This is a genomic window from uncultured Campylobacter sp., from assembly GCF_938031315.1.
Classification (GTDB): Bacteria; Campylobacterota; Campylobacteria; order Campylobacterales; family Campylobacteraceae; genus Campylobacter_B.
The window spans coordinates 1-14,356 of record NZ_CALHHT010000021.1; the positions used below are offsets into that span (position 1 = coordinate 1).

The 14,356-nt window shown below is 45.9% G+C and carries 21 protein-coding genes, 5 tRNA genes and 1 pseudogene; 19 read left to right on the forward strand and 8 right to left on the reverse strand.

Annotation, left to right across the window (positions count from 1 at the left end; genetic code table 11):
- Positions 1–102: 102 nt before the first annotated feature.
- Positions 103–831: a hypothetical protein gene (locus Q0236_RS00535; RefSeq protein ID WP_297913753.1), complete on the reverse strand. Its 729-nt coding sequence runs from the start codon at positions 829–831 to the stop codon at positions 103–105.
- A 25-nt stretch (positions 832–856) separates the two neighbouring features.
- Here Q0236_RS00535 and Q0236_RS00540 point away from each other — a divergent pair, with 25 nt between their 5' ends.
- Positions 857–988, forward strand: a complete 132-nt coding sequence (locus Q0236_RS00540) for a hypothetical protein (RefSeq protein WP_297913756.1) — start codon at positions 857–859, stop codon at positions 986–988.
- A 215-nt stretch (positions 989–1,203) separates the two neighbouring features.
- Here the strand turns inward: Q0236_RS00540 and lysM are convergent, their stop codons facing one another.
- From lysM to ribA, 6 genes are read right to left on the reverse strand one after another with little or no spacing between them, the layout of a single operon-like run.
- Positions 1,204–1,626 carry a peptidoglycan-binding protein LysM gene (lysM, locus tag Q0236_RS00545; RefSeq protein WP_297913759.1) on the reverse strand — a complete coding sequence of 141 codons (423 nt, stop codon included), beginning with the start codon at positions 1,624–1,626 and terminating at the stop codon, positions 1,204–1,206.
- Between the two features lie 51 nt (positions 1,627–1,677).
- Positions 1,678–2,538: a zinc metalloprotease HtpX gene (gene htpX, locus Q0236_RS00550; protein WP_297913762.1), complete on the reverse strand. Its 861-nt coding sequence runs from the start codon at positions 2,536–2,538 to the stop codon at positions 1,678–1,680.
- Positions 2,526–3,068 (reverse strand): hypothetical protein, encoded by a 543-nt coding sequence (locus tag Q0236_RS00555; RefSeq protein ID WP_297913764.1) that lies wholly within the window; start codon positions 3,066–3,068, stop codon positions 2,526–2,528. Before Q0236_RS00555 ends, htpX begins: the two co-directional genes overlap by 13 nt.
- Positions 3,065–3,271 (reverse strand): hypothetical protein, encoded by a 207-nt coding sequence (locus Q0236_RS00560; protein WP_005872661.1) that lies wholly within the window; start codon positions 3,269–3,271, stop codon positions 3,065–3,067. Before Q0236_RS00560 ends, Q0236_RS00555 begins: the two co-directional genes overlap by 4 nt.
- Positions 3,271–3,849 (reverse strand): 16S rRNA (guanine(527)-N(7))-methyltransferase RsmG, encoded by a 579-nt coding sequence (gene rsmG / locus Q0236_RS00565; RefSeq protein ID WP_297913769.1) that lies wholly within the window; start codon positions 3,847–3,849, stop codon positions 3,271–3,273. Before rsmG ends, Q0236_RS00560 begins: the two co-directional genes overlap by 1 nt.
- Positions 3,846–4,406: a GTP cyclohydrolase II gene (gene ribA / locus Q0236_RS00570; RefSeq protein ID WP_297913772.1), complete on the reverse strand. Its 561-nt coding sequence runs from the start codon at positions 4,404–4,406 to the stop codon at positions 3,846–3,848. Before ribA ends, rsmG begins: the two co-directional genes overlap by 4 nt.
- Before the next feature lie 63 nt (positions 4,407–4,469).
- Between ribA and hemB the strand changes: the two genes are divergently transcribed.
- The 7 genes from hemB to Q0236_RS00605 are packed head-to-tail and all read left to right on the forward strand — an operon-like array spanning position 4,470 to position 9,918.
- The gene (hemB, locus tag Q0236_RS00575; protein WP_297913775.1) at positions 4,470–5,444 is read left to right on the forward strand and encodes a porphobilinogen synthase; all 975 of its coding nucleotides are present in this window, start codon (positions 4,470–4,472) and stop codon (positions 5,442–5,444) included.
- 2 nt (positions 5,445–5,446) lie between these two features.
- Positions 5,447–5,662 (forward strand): hypothetical protein, encoded by a 216-nt coding sequence (locus Q0236_RS00580; RefSeq protein WP_297913778.1) that lies wholly within the window; start codon positions 5,447–5,449, stop codon positions 5,660–5,662.
- 39 nt (positions 5,663–5,701) lie between these two features.
- Positions 5,702–5,827: a hypothetical protein gene (locus tag Q0236_RS00585; RefSeq protein WP_297913781.1), complete on the forward strand. Its 126-nt coding sequence runs from the start codon at positions 5,702–5,704 to the stop codon at positions 5,825–5,827.
- Positions 5,824–6,747, forward strand: a complete 924-nt coding sequence (argF, locus tag Q0236_RS00590) for an ornithine carbamoyltransferase (protein WP_297913784.1) — start codon at positions 5,824–5,826, stop codon at positions 6,745–6,747. Before Q0236_RS00585 ends, argF begins: the two co-directional genes overlap by 4 nt.
- A gap of 15 nt (positions 6,748–6,762) precedes the next feature.
- Complete coding sequence (locus Q0236_RS00595) at positions 6,763–7,245, forward strand: DUF2603 domain-containing protein (protein WP_297895436.1); 483 nt, start codon at positions 6,763–6,765, stop codon at positions 7,243–7,245.
- A complete protein-coding gene (gene hemN, locus Q0236_RS00600; protein WP_297913787.1) occupies positions 7,238–8,602 on the forward strand; it encodes an oxygen-independent coproporphyrinogen III oxidase in 1,365 nt (454 codons plus the stop codon). Before Q0236_RS00595 ends, hemN begins: the two co-directional genes overlap by 8 nt.
- An 11-nt stretch (positions 8,603–8,613) precedes the next feature.
- Positions 8,614–9,918, forward strand: a complete 1,305-nt coding sequence (locus Q0236_RS00605) for a (Fe-S)-binding protein (RefSeq protein ID WP_297913790.1) — start codon at positions 8,614–8,616, stop codon at positions 9,916–9,918.
- 566 nt (positions 9,919–10,484) lie between these two features.
- Here Q0236_RS00605 and Q0236_RS00610 read toward each other — a convergent pair.
- Positions 10,485–10,697 (reverse strand): hypothetical protein, encoded by a 213-nt coding sequence (locus Q0236_RS00610; RefSeq protein WP_297882846.1) that lies wholly within the window; start codon positions 10,695–10,697, stop codon positions 10,485–10,487.
- Between the two features lie 126 nt (positions 10,698–10,823).
- Here Q0236_RS00610 and Q0236_RS00615 point away from each other — a divergent pair.
- The 11 genes and pseudogenes from Q0236_RS00615 to Q0236_RS00665 all read left to right on the forward strand — a co-directional run.
- A tRNA-Thr gene (locus Q0236_RS00615) sits at positions 10,824–10,899 on the forward strand.
- Between the two features lie 36 nt (positions 10,900–10,935).
- Positions 10,936–11,020: transfer RNA gene (locus Q0236_RS00620), tRNA-Tyr, on the forward strand.
- 12 nt (positions 11,021–11,032) lie between these two features.
- Positions 11,033–11,109, forward strand: a tRNA-Gly gene (locus tag Q0236_RS00625).
- Positions 11,110–11,222: 113 nt separating this feature from the next.
- Positions 11,223–11,297 (forward strand) — tRNA-Thr (locus tag Q0236_RS00630).
- A 56-nt stretch (positions 11,298–11,353) separates the two neighbouring features.
- Positions 11,354–12,553: an elongation factor Tu gene (gene tuf, locus Q0236_RS00635; protein ID WP_040304280.1), complete on the forward strand. Its 1,200-nt coding sequence runs from the start codon at positions 11,354–11,356 to the stop codon at positions 12,551–12,553.
- 55 nt (positions 12,554–12,608) lie between these two features.
- Entirely contained in the window at positions 12,609–12,782 is a 174-nt protein-coding gene (gene rpmG, locus Q0236_RS00640; RefSeq protein ID WP_005872634.1) for a 50S ribosomal protein L33, read from the forward strand.
- Positions 12,783–12,789: 7 nt separating this feature from the next.
- Positions 12,790–12,865 (forward strand) — tRNA-Trp (locus tag Q0236_RS00645).
- A 12-nt stretch (positions 12,866–12,877) separates the two neighbouring features.
- Entirely contained in the window at positions 12,878–13,051 is a 174-nt protein-coding gene (gene secE, locus Q0236_RS00650) for a preprotein translocase subunit SecE (RefSeq protein ID WP_005872632.1), read from the forward strand.
- 13 nt (positions 13,052–13,064) lie between these two features.
- Positions 13,065–13,595 (forward strand): transcription termination/antitermination protein NusG, encoded by a 531-nt coding sequence (nusG, locus tag Q0236_RS00655; RefSeq protein WP_297913794.1) that lies wholly within the window; start codon positions 13,065–13,067, stop codon positions 13,593–13,595.
- Between the two features lie 20 nt (positions 13,596–13,615).
- Positions 13,616–14,041 (forward strand): 50S ribosomal protein L11, encoded by a 426-nt coding sequence (gene rplK / locus Q0236_RS00660; RefSeq protein WP_005872629.1) that lies wholly within the window; start codon positions 13,616–13,618, stop codon positions 14,039–14,041.
- 56 nt (positions 14,042–14,097) lie between these two features.
- A pseudogene (locus Q0236_RS00665) lies at positions 14,098–14,356 on the forward strand (50S ribosomal protein L1); the annotation flags it as partial.

Here is a 14,356-nt window from a genome sequence, read left to right on the forward strand (position 1 = left end):
AACTTTTTGAGTATCGTTAAAATTTTAAAACTGAACGTGAGGATTTGGATTTAATAAAATTTAAGTGGTACTTCTGCTAAAAATTTTTAACTCTTAATGTTTTTATATATCTGTATCAAAATTTATGTGAAAAAATGTATAAAAATATTCTTTTAATAAATCGTGATCTTTTTGATTAAAAAATGATATTGTTGCTCCTTGTTGTATGACCATACGAACACCCCTGATCCAACCTATATCAATAACAAATTTTTGCGAGTATTTCCAAAAATTTGTCAAATTTTTATTTGATTTTTTATAAAGCAACATACGAAATAAAATATCATATATAATCGCTAAAAACAAAGCAAAAGCGTAAAGAAGCAAACTTATTATAAATTCGCTATCAAAAGTAAATATAAATCCACCTATTGATACAATTAAAATAGGATATAATGTTATAAATTTGCTACTAAGTATGAAATATAAAAACGATGAAAATTCTTTATTCCCCAATAAGCTCTGAATTTTTCGTATTTGCAAATTGCTATCGTAATATACTGCTCTCATATTAGACGAGAGTGAAACAAAGCGTTCCTTTGAAAATATGGTTATTTTATAAGAAATAGTTAAAAATCCTACAAATATCAACAATAAAATAAAAACTTTTTTCACTAATTCGTCGAATTCTCCAAATTCGATATGACTTTGTATCGCAAAAACAAAAAGCGAAGAAATCAAGAAAAATATTAAATTCAAAACACCGTGAAGCAACATTTCTCTACTATAATCACGTAAAATCAACGGCTCTTTGTCGTAATCTCTAGGTGAAATTTTAAAATTTTCAGGCATCTTTATATCTCAATCAAAGCGCGATATGTTTGGCTGGCGCGATGGAATCTATCGTAAATCCGTTAGAGCGGTATGCAGGCATATCGGCACACAGGCGATGCGGCAAATAATCCACTATCCGCTGCAGCGCGTCTCGCAAAACCGCGTCACGGCTTAAAATCAAAACCCGTCTCGCAAAAGCAGACCATAGCCTTAAAGTTGCAGCTCGCAAAATTTGCAATCTGCAAATCCACGGCTAGCAAAATACGTAGCTCGCCAAAATCGCGCTGCGCCGCGGGCTGATAAAATCACTGCTCTCGCAAACGTAGCGCAATGCTGGTAAAAGTAAAATTCGCGGCTTGCAAAATCAAGCCGCAGCATTCAAAAGCGAGCTTAAGCTTTTGGAATTCTGATCTTCTGTCCCGGATAGATGAGGTTCGCGTCCTTGATAACCTCGCGGTTGGCGTCGAAAATAATCTTGTATTTATTCGCGTCGCCGTAGAATTTCTTCGCGATTTTAGATAGGTTATCGCCCTTTACGATGGTGTAGTAGTTTTCGGCGCTATCCTCTCGAATGCCCTCAATTTCGACGTTTTTGATGCCTGCGGTATTGCCCGCGATGAGGGCTGCTTTTTCGAGAGTTTCCTTATCGGCGTTGCCGCTGATTTTGACGGTGTCGCCCTGCACCTCGACCTCTAGCCCCTCTACCGGCGTAGAGCTGAGATTGGTGGCGATCTCGTCTTTTACGGATTTGGCGTCATCGCCTAGACCTAGTAGTTTCTTGCCTGCTTCGGCTACGAATGAAAGTAAACCCATGTTTTCTCCTTTGGTTAAAGTGGGGAAATTTTATCTTAAATTTACCAACGATCAGCTTAGGCGCATATCTCTGTCGATCTGCTCTAGCCTGGCGATGCGATCGGCGGTGCTTGGGTGGGTGCGGAAAAGCCTAGAAAGGCTGCTCGCCGCGCCGCTGAAGGGATTTACGATAAACATATGCGCGCTTGCGGCATCCGCGGAGCGCATGCGGTAGTTTTGGGAGTAGGCGTCAAGCTTTTTAAGCGCCGAGATCAGCCACTGCGGATGCGACGTAAGCGCCGCGGCGCCCGCATCAGCCTTATATTCTCTCGTCCGCGAGATGCTCATCTGTATGATGCTCGCAGCTAGCGGCATTACGATGGCGGCTATTAGCATAAAGATCCCGTTTGAGCGATTATTGGAGTTGCCGCCGCCTACCATCGCGCCAAACTGCGCGAAATTCGCTAGCAGCGCGATGGCTCCCGCAAACATCGCCGCGACCGAGCCGATGAGGATATCGTAGTGATTTACGTGGCTTAGCTCGTGCGCTAGTACTCCTTCGATCTCTTGCGGATTCATTAAATTTAGCAGCCCGCGCGTTACCGCAACGGCGGCGTGATTTGGATTGCGCCCCGTAGCAAAGGCGTTCGGTACCTCCTCATCGATGATGTAAATTTGCGGCATAGGCAGATTTGCCCTCGCGCAGAGGCGGTCTACGATGTCGTAAAGCATCGGCTCACTATCCTCGCTCACCGGTATCGCGCGGTAGTGCTTTAGCACCAGCTTGTCGCTGAAAAAGTAGCTGAAAAAATTCATCGCGCACGCCGCGCAGAAGGCTATCATCATGCCGCTGCGTCCGCCTACGGCGTTACCTACAAACATAAAAATCATTACCAGCGCGCTCATCAAAAGCGCCGTTTTTAGCTTTTCCATATATTGTCCTTTTCGCCGGCTGCGGGCGCGCTTAGCTTTTTATCCAGAGCCGAAATTTTATCCGCGAGCTTTTGCGCGCCGCCGAAAATTTCATCTTTTTTCGGAAGTCCGAAGTGAAATTTCGAACCTACGCTGTCTCCAATGCTTGCAAGTAGCGATTTGGGCGCGTTTGCGATCGCGTCTTTAAAGATCGCCGCATCGATTCCGAGCTCGGCTAAGTTTTTTAGCGCCCGCGCAGAGCCGATAAACATCGCGATCTTGGCGTCAAAAAGATAATCGTTTGCCAGCTTTTGCGCGTGCGCGGCGGATTTTTTATCCACGATGATGAAGCGCGCGCCTGCGCCGTTTGCGAGTAAAATTTCATTTACATCATTCGTAATAACGCTAAATTTTTTCTGCGCCTTTTGCGCGGCGGCGATGAGCCTGTCGTTAAATTTAAAGAGCAGATTGTCGTATTTGAAAACTTCGTCGCCGTTTTTGATGAGATACAGCGGCTCGTAGGGCACGAGCGCGTGGCCTAGGATGATCATTTGCCACCCCTTAGTTTGGCTTCGCAGGATTTGCAAAGGCGCTTTTTGTCGCGCAGAGCAAGCTCGTCGCTGCTAAAGTACGTCCCGCACTCGTCGCACGCCAAAAGCTCGGTCGCATCGTCCTTTTTCTTTATGCGAAATCTAGGCACTATCAAAAAATATATGAGCGCCGCGATAACGGCGACGGCTAGAATTTTTCCCATTATTTCACCCCTTTGATCACTAAAAATTTTCTATTTTTCAAAGCGTTTTCGCCGCTAAAAATTTCGCAGCGCGCGCTTGCAAATTCCTTGCGGAATTCCTCCGCTTCCGCTTCTGCGCCCGAGCCTTTGTAGAGCAAAAACGTAGTGTTTTCGTCGTAAAAGCCGCGGCAAATTTCAACCAAGCTTCGCGCGCTCATCAAAGCTCGCGAGCTTATCAGATCGGCGCGCAGCTTTGCGCCGTCTTGCACGCGCTCGGCGTGGATTTTTACGTTAGCTAGAGCAAGGCTAACCTTCGCGTAGGTTAGAAACGCCGCTTTTTTCCGGTTAGGTTCAAACAGATGCCACTCGCACAGCGGTAGCGCGAGCGCCAAAAATAGCCCGGGAAAGCCCGCTCCCGAGCCGATGTCGCATGCGATACGCGGATAGCGCGGTATGAAATTCGCTCCGCTTAGGCTGTCGCGCACCACCGTATCCAAATCATCGTAATTCGTGAGGCTATGCACGCGGTTAAATTTCTGCAGACAGGATTTAAATTTAGCGACCTGCTCGCCAAAGCTCTCGCCCGGCGCAAGCTTCACAGCAGATGCCCCATCTGCTCTTTTTTGACGCGCAGATAGTTTTCGTTAAATTTATTAGGCGTGATGATTATCGGCACGCGCGCGACCACTTCTACCTTTAGATCGTGCAGCTTTTGCGGGTTGTTCGTAAGCAGATTTATGCGCGAAATTCCAAAATGAGCGAGTATGAAATCCACGATCTCGTAGGTTCGCTCGTCCGCTTTGAAGCCCAATTGATGGTTTGCTTCGATCGTATCGAGGCCCTGATCTTGCAGGGCATAGGCGTTGATTTTATTAAAAAGCCCGATATTGCGCCCCTCTTGACGCAGATAGATCACCATGCCGCCGTGCTCTTCGATATATTTTAGGCTCGCTTCGAGTTGGTCGCGGCAGTCGCACTTTAGGCTTCCGATCGCGTCGCCGGTAAGGCACTCCGAGTGGATCCGCACATTTACGACGCCTGCGAAAGGCTGCTTAAATATCGCCAAATGCTCCTTATTCCCTTGCTTGAACGACTGAACGCGGAAGCTTCCGAAGCGGGAGGGGAGATTTGCGACCTCTGAAATTTTTATATCCATGCTTAAATTTACTCCGATTGTGATATTATAAATCTCACAATTCTAGCTAAAAAAGGAAAAATAATGTTTAAACGATTTAGACGGCTACGAATAAACCCCGCGCTTAGGGATCTGGTGCGACAAACCGATCTGCAAACCCGCTCGCTGATCTATCCGCTTTTTGTCATGGAAGGAAGCGGTATCAAAAAGGAGATCGCCTCGATGCCCGGCGTATTTCAGATGAGCGTCGATGAAATTTTAAAAGAGTGCGAGACTCTTTTGTCGCTCGGTTTGGATAAAATTTTACTTTTTGGAATTCCTTCGCTAAAGGACAGCATCGGCTCGGATGCGCTAAGCGAGGACGGCATCATCGCGACTTCGCTACGCGCTATAAAGGCTAAATTTCCAAATTTACTCGTCATCACCGATCTGTGCTTTTGCGAATACACCGACCACGGGCACTGCGGCATCATCGATCATGTGCATCAGACGGTGGATAACGACGCGACGCTTGAAATTTCGGCGCAGCAGGCGCTCATCCACGCCAAAGCGGGCGCGGATATGATTGCTCCAAGCGGCATGATGGACGGTATTATCGCAACTCTGCGAGAGACGCTCGATCGCGGCGGATTTGAAAATTTACCGATTATGGCGTATTCGAGCAAGTTTGCCAGCGGCTATTACGGGCCGTTTCGCGACGTGGCGGAGAGCGCACCGAGTTTCGGCGATCGCAGCAGCTACCAGATGGATCCCGCAAATAGATTTGAGGCGATCAACGAAAGCCTGCAGGACGAGGCGCAGGGAGCGGACATCTTGATGATAAAGCCCGCGCTTGCGTATCTGGATCTAATCAGAGACCTTAGAGAGCGCACGCTGCTGCCGATCTGTGCGTATAACGTAAGCGGCGAATACTCGCTTTTGCAGGCGGGTAAAAAAGCGGGCGTGATCGACTATGAGCGCGTGATGATGGAGACGATGATAGGCATAAGGCGCGCCGGCGCGGATATGATCATCACCTATCACGCCAAAGAAATCGCGGAAATTTTAAACAGGGGCTAGCGATGAATAAGATAGCACTCGAAATTAAAAGTAATGAAATGCAAGCCGTCTTGGATGCCGTGATGAAGCTGGCAAAAAAGATGAAATTTGAAGCTAAAATTTTACCCGTAAACGGGGATGAGTGCATAGAGAATTTCGACGAGCTTTCGAGCGCCGTTATTGCGAAATTAGATAAGCCGAGCAATAGGGCTGTTTTTGAGCGATTAAAGGATAAATGAAATATTTGACGCTAGTTTTTATCGGCGAATTCTATAGTTTTGGACGACGAGGAATTTTATGCAGCGATGGAAGACGTAGTCGTAAAGGTGGCTGCGGGCGATATGACGAAAGGTGATTTAAAAGAATTTTTTAGTAAATTTATAAAAGATAAGGTGGATAAATGAGGCACTTTCTTACGTTAAACGATTTTAGCAAAGACGAGATAATCGAAATTTTAAATTTAGCCTTTGAGATTAAAAAAGAGGCTAAAGCGCGAAATTTCAAGCCATATTTGAAAGATCAAAAATTAGCGATGATATTTGAAAAAAGCTCGACCAGGACGCGCGTGAGCTTTGACGTGGGGATGAACGAGCTTGGCGGGCACGCGCTGTTTTTGAGCAGTCGCGACATCCAGCTCGGGCGAGGCGAGCCGATCAAAGACACTGCGCGCGTGATTTCGCGAATGTGCGATCTGATTATGGCGCGCGTAAATCGCCACGAGACGCTAATAGAGCTTGCGGAATTTAGCCGCGTGCCGGTGATAAACGGGCTAAGCGATAAATTTCATCCCGTGCAGCTAATGGCGGATCTGATGACGATCGTGGAGTGCGGCACCCCAATTGCAAAGATAAAAGCCGCGTACGTGGGTGACGGCAACAATATGACGCATTCGTGGCTCATGCTTGCCAGCAAGCTTGGCTTTGAGCTGCGAGTAGCGACGCCCGTGGGCTATGAGGCTGATCCGCAGATACTAGCGCAGGCGCAAGAAAATGCTAAAATTTCAGGCGCTAGAATTTTAATAACGAACGATATAAAGGAAGCCGCAAGGGGCGCAAACGTCGTGACGACCGATACTTGGGTCTCGATGGGGCAAGAAGGCGAAAAGGAGCAAAGAATTCGCGACTTTGCGGGCTTTTGCGTGGACGAAAGCTTAACGGCTCTGGCTAAAAAAAACGCGATCTTTTTGCACTGCCTGCCGGCGTACCGCGGATATGAGGTGAGCGAGGCCGTGTTTGAAGCGCACGCGGATGAAATTTTTGCAGAGGCGGAAAATCGCCTGCACGCGCAAAAAGGCGTCATGGTCTGGCTGGATCAAAAAAAGTAAATTTTAGGAGAACGCATGGAAGAAAAAGATAAAGCGCTAAAAAAGATCGACAAAGCGAGCGAATTTTTCGGGCTGGATAGCTCGAAAAGGACGGTTTTTGAAATTTCGCAGGGCGAGGACAACGAGAAAAAACTCACTTTAAAAAGCGGCTCGTGGAGCGACGAGGAGCCGTGGTTCGGCATTGACGAAAATAACGAAGTACACACGATGATCTCGATAAAATCGCTTGCAAATCTCATTGCCGCGACCAAAAACGCGATGCAGGAAAATTTTAATCTCAAGCTTGAGCGCTCGATCTTGCAGCATACGCCGGTGGATTTCGGTGACGCGTGGATCGTGTGCATGGACGAGATCAGAAGGCTAACGGGCGCAGATCCGAGTGCAAAAAGATTAAGCTTAGACGTCGATGCCGTCGTCTCGCGCGTAAAAAGCCTGCATCCGAACCTTTTCATCGACATCGAAGAGCTTATCAAAACCAAGGCGGGCGGCCGTGAATAGCATAGACTTCGACGCTTACGCGAAATTTTCGCGCCCAGGGCCCCGCTACACGAGCTATCCGACCGCTTTGGAATTTAGCGAAAATTTCAGCTACGACGGGTATTTGAACGAGCTGAAAAATCAGAAAAGCTCTACGCCGCTGTCGCTTTACTTTCACATGCCGTTTTGCCGCTCCGCCTGTTATTTTTGCGGCTGCAACGTAATCTACACCGGTAAGCGCGACAAGATGGATCGGTATTTGGACTATATCGAGCGCGAAATGCAAATTTTAAGCGGCATCGTGGACGGCTCCAGGCAGGTTGTGCAGATGCACTTCGGTGGCGGCACGCCTACATATTTTAGCGCCGAACAGCTCGCGCGCCACATAAAAAATATCAAAAAATATTTTAAAAACTTCAGCTCCGAAGCCGAGATCAGTTGCGAGATCGATCCGCGGTTTTTAAACGCCGAGCAGCTTGACGTGCTAGTTTCAAACGGCTTTAACCGCATAAGCTATGGCGTGCAGGACTTCGACGAGCGCGTGCAAAAGGAGATCCATCGCATCCAGCCTTTCGAGCTTACGAGGGACGTCATAGCCATGGCGCGCGAGAGGGGGATAAAATCGATAAATATGGATCTGATCTACGGCCTTCCGTATCAGAGCCTAGCTAGCTTTAAGCGCACGCTGGAGCTTGCGCTTTCGCTTGATCCGGACCGCTTTGCGATCTTTAACTACGCGCACGTGCCGTGGATCAAAAAATCTATGCGTAAATTTGACGAAACGACCCTGCCGGAGCCTAAAGTGAAGCTTGAAATTTTAAAATTTACGCACGATTTTTTGAGCGCGAACGGATATGAGATGATCGGTATGGATCACTACTCAAAGCCCGCGGACGAGCTTCATACCGCGCTTAAAAACGGCTCGCTGCACCGTAATTTCCAAGGCTATACGACCAAGGGCGGCGCCGATCTGATCGGCATCGGGCTAACCAGCATCGGCGAGGGCGCGCGCCACTATGCGCAAAATTTTAAAGATATGGACGCGTATGAAGCTGCGATCGATGCGGGCAGGCTGCCGTATTGCAAGGGCATTTTGCTAAATGAAGAGGATCTGCTGCGCAAAGAGGTGATTATGGGGCTGATGAGTAATTTTTGCGTTGATATAGAGGCGATCGAGGAGAAATTTAAGATAAAATTTTTCGAGCATTTCGGCGCGAGCCTAAAGCAGCTTGAGGCGCTAAAGGATTTCGTGCAAGTCTCGCCGCATAGAATTTCGGTAACGCCTACCGGCACGCTTTTGATCCGTAATATCGCGATGTGCTTTGATGAGTATATGGGTAAAAATTTGGGTGAAAAGCGCTTTTCTAAAACCGTTTAAGCGGCGCGGCTATGAGTAGGGCAAAGCTTGGAGCGTTCGATTTTGCGGCACTTAGCGAGCGTTGCGTAAAATGTGGTAAATGCATCCAAGTCTGCACGATTCATGGCATTAACGGCGATGAAGTAACGAGCCCACGCGGATTTGTGGATCTTTTGGGTGCTTACGGCAGAAATGAGCTAAAGCTTGATAAAAACACTAAGAAAATTTTTGAGAGCTGCTTTTTATGCACCAACTGCGTAGATATTTGCGGTGAGTCTTTGCCCATAGATACGGCGATTGAGAATATTCGCGCGCGCATTGCGGAGAAATTTGGCATCGCGTGGTACAAAAAAGCTGCGTTTTGGCTGCTCGGGCACCGCAAAGCGCTGGATCTAGCAGCAGCGCTTGGATACGTGTTTCTTAGCTGTGGCTTTAAGATGCGAAAAGATACGCAAAGCTCTATGTCGCCTAGATTTGGCTTACCACTACTTAAAAAAGAGCGCTTGTTGCCTGCTCCTGCGAAAAAGAGCTTTATGAACTCGTACGCAGAATTTATCGACAACGGCGGCGAAAAAACTATCGGAATTTTTATAGGCTGCATGGCAAACTACGCTTACACGGGCGTAGGCGAGGCGATTTTACATATCGCGCGAGCGCTAAAGCTAAACGTAAATTTGATGAAGGAACAAGCCTGTTGCGGTGCTCCTGCGTATTTTACGGGAGATTTTGCGGCGGTTGAACGCGTGGCAAAATTTAATATAGCATATTTCGAAAAAGCTCTGCCTGCTCTTGATGCGATTATCGTGCCCGAGGCTACGTGCTCTGCGATGTTGCGGGTGGATTACGCGCATTTTTTTGAAAACGAGCCGCAATGGAAAGCCCGTGCGCAAAAGCTTGCGAGTAAAATTTTTATGGCGAGCGAATACTTTTATAAATTTACAAACTTAAGTGATCTTTTGATGCGCCGCGGCAAAAGGGCTTTAGCGATTACTTATCACGATCCGTGCCATGCCCGCAAAATGCAGGGTATTTGGAAAGAACCGCGCGGCTTGCTCGCTCAAAACTACGAAATAACCGAGATGGATGAGCTTAATAAATGCTGCGGATTTGGCGGCGTGACGATGCAAACCGAGCGTTACGAGCTCGCGCGCGCAGCGGGATTAGCTAAGGCGCGCGCAATGGCGGATCTACCCGTGCGCGTAGTTTCCGCCGAGTGCAGCGCGTGCAGGATGCAGCTAAATAATTCGCTTTCTTTAAGCGGCTCGCAGACGAGGTGCGTAAATCCGTTGGAGCTCATCGCTGAGGCGCTTATGGGCGAGGAAAATTCCAATGGATAAAATTTAACATTTGTGAAATTCCTGGATTTAGTTTTTAAAAATTATGATTAAATTTTATCGTTAGCTTGCAGAGGTTGTGGTCTGCGCTTTTGGGCTTTTGACAAAATAGCCTGAAGTGGTGCACGGGGCGGCAAGCCCACAGGTTTTGCTCTGCGGTGGGGTTGATTAATATGATTTTAAATACTAAAATTTTGTGGTTTAGAATTTTGTTGAGGGATTTGCGCAAAATTTTAAGTAGTTGAATTAGGGATGGATTTTGGCAGAATTTTAATTTTATGTGGCATTATTTGAAATTCTATGGAATTTGTGCTGTGAGCAAATAGCTAGAATTTTGATTTATTGATTTGCGTGGATTTGCGTGGCGGAGCAGGCTTAAAGCGCGAATTTTAAATTTCGTAAAATTTAAGAATTAGTTACGTATGAGCTTCTTCTACTTCGCGGTTTCGACGTTGCGGCAAAATTTCTTTCAAAAATGCCAAAGTATGCATAAAATATACTCACAATTTTTAGCACGAGATATTTGGCAAAAAGGCTAAGCTAGCGAGATCATGGATTTAAATTTAATTTTATTCTTGCTCTTTTGCGTCATCTTCAGAGTCCAGCTTTGCTTCTTCGATCAAGAGCCTGTTGGCTTCGGTAGCCTTTTTTATCTCGCTTAAGTTTTCTTCTATCTTATTTAGGCGCTTTTCAAGGGTATTTAGACGCTTTTCGGAGCGGGAGATAAAATAATAAATCAAATAAATCATAAAAACTATTATGATCCAAGGTACGATTTTCATATAAAATTCCTTAAAATTTAAAATTGCGCGCATTATAGCAGAAATTTTATGAAATTTTAAAATAGGCTGTTTTAGCCTTGACAATTGGGGATTTTTCGGTTATAATTGCCACTTCAATTTCAAAATGCTGGTGTAGCTCAGCTGGTAGAGCTACTGCCTTGTAAGCAGTGGGTCGGCGGTTCGATCCCGTCCACCAGCTCCATTTTTTGTAACAGTGTTTGACCAGATTTCATCAAAGGGTGAGATACTCAAGTGGCCAACGAGGGCAGACTGTAAATCTGCTGGCTTTGCCTTCCGTGGTTCGAATCCACGTCTCACCACCATGAATTTTTGATGCGGGATTAGCTCAGTTGGCTAGAGCATCAGCCTTCCAAGCTGAGGGTCGCGGGTTCGAGCCCCGTTTCCCGCTCCACCATTTAGGTTTACTGGGAGCTGTAAAACTTAACTGCTTTTATATGCTTACATAATCTAAATTTTGGTCGCATTGTTGGGTATTGGTAGCGATTTCTCTTTGCCTGAGTTTAGGCTCATATGGCTCAGAGGTAGAGCACTTCCTTGGTAAGGAAGAGGTCGCGGGTTCAAGTCCCGCTATGAGCTCCATAAAATAGAGTCGCTTAGTTTGTTGTGTAATCCACAAATCAATAACGGAGGATATGATGGCTAAAGAAAAATTTAATCGTAACAAGCCACACGTAAACATTGGTACCATCGGTCACGTTGACCATGGTAAGACTACTTTGACAGCTGCTATTTCTGCTGTTCTTTCCAGGAAGGGTCTAGCCGAGCTAAAGGACTACGACAATATCGATAACGCTCCAGAGGAAAAAGAGCGCGGTATCACTATCGCTACGTCTCACATCGAATATGAGACCGAGAAACGTCACTATGCTCACGTTGACTGCCCTGGCCACGCCGACTACGTAAAAAATATGATTACCGGTGCGGCTCAGATGGACGGCGCTATTTTAGTTGTTTCCGCCGCAGATGGTCCTATGCCTCAAACTCGCGAGCACATCTTGCTTTCTCGCCAAGTAGGCGTTCCTTATATCGTAGTTTTTCTAAACAAAACCGATATGGTCGATGATCCGGATCTTTTAGAGCTAGTTGAAGAGGAAGTTAGAGATCTTTTAAAAGAGTATAAATTCCCTGGCGACGAGACCCCAATCATTAAAGGCTCTGCTCTTAAAGCTCTTGAGGAAGCGAAAGCCGGGCAAGACGGCGAATGGTCTGCAAAGATTATGGAGCTTATGGATGCGGTTGATAGCTATATTCCAACTCCTGTTCGCGATACTGATAAAGATTTCCTTCTTCCGATCGAAGATATTTTCTCGATTTCCGGTCGCGGTACCGTTGTAACTGGTAGAATCGAAAAAGGTATTGTTAAAGTTGGCGATACTATCGAGATCGTAGGTATTAAACCTACTCAAACTACTACCGTTACCGGCGTTGAGATGTTTAGAAAAGAGATGGATCAGGGTGAGGCCGGCGATAACGTAGGCGTTTTATTGCGCGGTACTAAGAAAGAGGAAGTAGAGCGCGGTATGGTTCTATGCAAACCTAAATCGATCACTCCTCATACTAAATTTGAGGGCGAGGTTTATATCCTAACTAAAGAAGAGGGCGGACGCCATACTCCATTCTTTAATAATTATAGACCGCAGTTTTACGTTCGTACTACAGATGTTACCGGTTCGATTACTCTTCCTGAGGGAACCGAGATGGTAATGCCTGGCGACAACGTTAAAATTACCGTTGAGCTAATCGCTCCGATCGCTCTTGAGCAAGGTACTCGCTTCGCGATTCGCGAAGGCGGTCATACCGTAGGTTCAGGCGTCGTTTCGAAAATCATCGCTTAATTTTTTGCAAGCGGAATTTTAAAATTCCGCTTGCTTTTTTATTCAAGGAAACCAAATGGCAAAGAATTCAAGTAGAGTAAAGGTCGGATTAAAATGCTCCGAAAGTGGCGATATTAACTATACTACTTATAAAAACAGCAAAACTACGACCGAAAAACTAGAACTTAAAAAATATTGCCCTAGATTAAAAAAGCACACGCTTCATAAAGAAGTAAAGTTAAAAGGCTAATTGTTATAGGGCAATAGCTCCAACGGTAGAGCGCCGGATTCCAAATCCGATGGTTGGGGGTTCGAATCCCTCTTGCCCTGCCACGAGGATTGGGTATGGAAAAAGTAAAAGAGTATTATAAACAAGCAAAAGTAGAGTTAGATAAGGTAATTTTCCCGACTAAAGATCAGACTAAAACAGCATATATCTCTGTGGTCGTCGTAGTCGTAGTTATCGCACTGTTTTTAGCGCTAGTGGATCTGATTATGTCCGCTTTGATAACGGCTTAAGCAAGGATACAATATGGCAAATAAATGGTATGCGATACAAACTTACGCCGGCAGCGAGATGGCGGTAAAGCGCGCGATAGAGGCGCTAAAAGAGGACGAAGCACTTGAGGCTAAGATCGGCGAAGTGCTAGTGCCTACCGAAGATGTTATAGAGGTCAAAAATACAAAGCAAACCATTAAAGAGCGTAGCTTATATCCAGGGTATTGTTTTGCAAATTTAGATCTGGATACCACTTTATGGCATAGAATTCAGATGCTGCCTAAGGTCAGTCGCTTTATCGGCGAGGCGAAAAAGCCATCTCCGCTACCGGAAAAGGATATCGAAATAATTCTAGAAAAGATCAATAATCGCGAGGCTCCTAAGCCCAAGATTAATTTTGATGAGGGCGAGACGGTTAGGATCGTCGATGGGCCTTTTGCTAATTTCAACGGCATCGTAGAAGAGTATGATATGATCCACGGCAAGCTTCGCCTCAATGTTTCGATCTTCGGACGAAGCACGCCGATTGAAATTTCATACTCGCAAGTTGAAAAGATTATTTAAATTTTATAAGGAGTAAATTTATGGCTAAGAAAGTTGTTGGCGAAATCAAGCTGCAAATAGCGGCCGCAAAAGCAAATCCAAGCCCGCCGGTAGGTCCTGCGCTAGGTCAAAAGGGCGTTAATATTATGGAATTTTGCAAAGCGTTTAACGAGCGAACCAAAGATATGGCAGGCTTCAACATTCCTGTTATTATTACGGTTTACGCCGATAAAAGCTTTACTTTCATCACTAAGCAACCGCCTGCGACGGATTTGATCAAAAAAGCGGCGAAGATAGATAAAGGTTCGGACAACCCTCTTAAAAAGAAGGTAGCGTCCCTAACTAAGGCTCAAGTTTTAGAGATCGTCGAGAAAAAGATCGCCGATCTGAATACCAAAGATAGAGAGCAGGCTGCTAGGATTATAGCGGGTTCGGCTCGTTCTATGGGTATTACGGTCACTGACTAGACCTTTTGACCGCTAAGGTTTAAAAAAGCGGTAGCACTTTAATTGCGGAGAAATATATGCCAAAAAATTCAAAAAGATTCAACGAACTTTTAAAAAAAGTTGACGTAAATAAAATTTATAGCGTAGATGAAGCGGTAAGTACGGTAAAAACTCTAGCTTCTGCTAAATTTGACGAGACGGTAGAGATCGCTCTTAAACTAAACGTAGATCCAAGACATGCCGATCAGATGGTGCGCGGCTCGGTCGTTTTGCCTGCTGGTACTGGCAAGAGCGTTCGAGTAGCCGTGATTGCAAAAGACGCAAAAGCTAGCGAGG

Excerpts from the sequence above, each read along its gene's own strand:
- Q0236_RS00535 (WP_297913753.1), bottom strand. The coding sequence starts at position 831 with ATGCCTGAAAATTTTAAAATTTCACCTAGAGATTACGACAAAGAGCCG.
- Q0236_RS00540 (WP_297913756.1), top strand. The coding sequence starts at position 857 with ATGTTTGGCTGGCGCGATGGAATCTATCGTAAATCCGTTAGAGCGGTA.
- lysM (WP_297913759.1), bottom strand. The coding sequence starts at position 1,626 with ATGGGTTTACTTTCATTCGTAGCCGAAGCAGGCAAGAAACTACTAGGT.
- htpX (WP_297913762.1), bottom strand. The coding sequence starts at position 2,538 with ATGGAAAAGCTAAAAACGGCGCTTTTGATGAGCGCGCTGGTAATGATT.
- Q0236_RS00555 (WP_297913764.1), bottom strand. The coding sequence starts at position 3,068 with ATGATCATCCTAGGCCACGCGCTCGTGCCCTACGAGCCGCTGTATCTC.
- Q0236_RS00560 (WP_005872661.1), bottom strand. The coding sequence starts at position 3,271 with ATGGGAAAAATTCTAGCCGTCGCCGTTATCGCGGCGCTCATATATTTT.
- ribA (WP_297913772.1), bottom strand. The coding sequence starts at position 4,406 with ATGGATATAAAAATTTCAGAGGTCGCAAATCTCCCCTCCCGCTTCGGA.
- hemB (WP_297913775.1), top strand. The coding sequence starts at position 4,470 with ATGTTTAAACGATTTAGACGGCTACGAATAAACCCCGCGCTTAGGGAT.
- Q0236_RS00580 (WP_297913778.1), top strand. The coding sequence starts at position 5,447 with ATGAATAAGATAGCACTCGAAATTAAAAGTAATGAAATGCAAGCCGTC.
- argF (WP_297913784.1), top strand. The coding sequence starts at position 5,824 with ATGAGGCACTTTCTTACGTTAAACGATTTTAGCAAAGACGAGATAATC.
- Q0236_RS00595 (WP_297895436.1), top strand. The coding sequence starts at position 6,763 with ATGGAAGAAAAAGATAAAGCGCTAAAAAAGATCGACAAAGCGAGCGAA.
- Q0236_RS00605 (WP_297913790.1), top strand. The coding sequence starts at position 8,614 with ATGAGTAGGGCAAAGCTTGGAGCGTTCGATTTTGCGGCACTTAGCGAG.
- Q0236_RS00610 (WP_297882846.1), bottom strand. The coding sequence starts at position 10,697 with ATGAAAATCGTACCTTGGATCATAATAGTTTTTATGATTTATTTGATT.
- tuf (WP_040304280.1), top strand. The coding sequence starts at position 11,354 with ATGGCTAAAGAAAAATTTAATCGTAACAAGCCACACGTAAACATTGGT.
- rpmG (WP_005872634.1), top strand. The coding sequence starts at position 12,609 with ATGGCAAAGAATTCAAGTAGAGTAAAGGTCGGATTAAAATGCTCCGAA.
- secE (WP_005872632.1), top strand. The coding sequence starts at position 12,878 with ATGGAAAAAGTAAAAGAGTATTATAAACAAGCAAAAGTAGAGTTAGAT.
- nusG (WP_297913794.1), top strand. The coding sequence starts at position 13,065 with ATGGCAAATAAATGGTATGCGATACAAACTTACGCCGGCAGCGAGATG.
- rplK (WP_005872629.1), top strand. The coding sequence starts at position 13,616 with ATGGCTAAGAAAGTTGTTGGCGAAATCAAGCTGCAAATAGCGGCCGCA.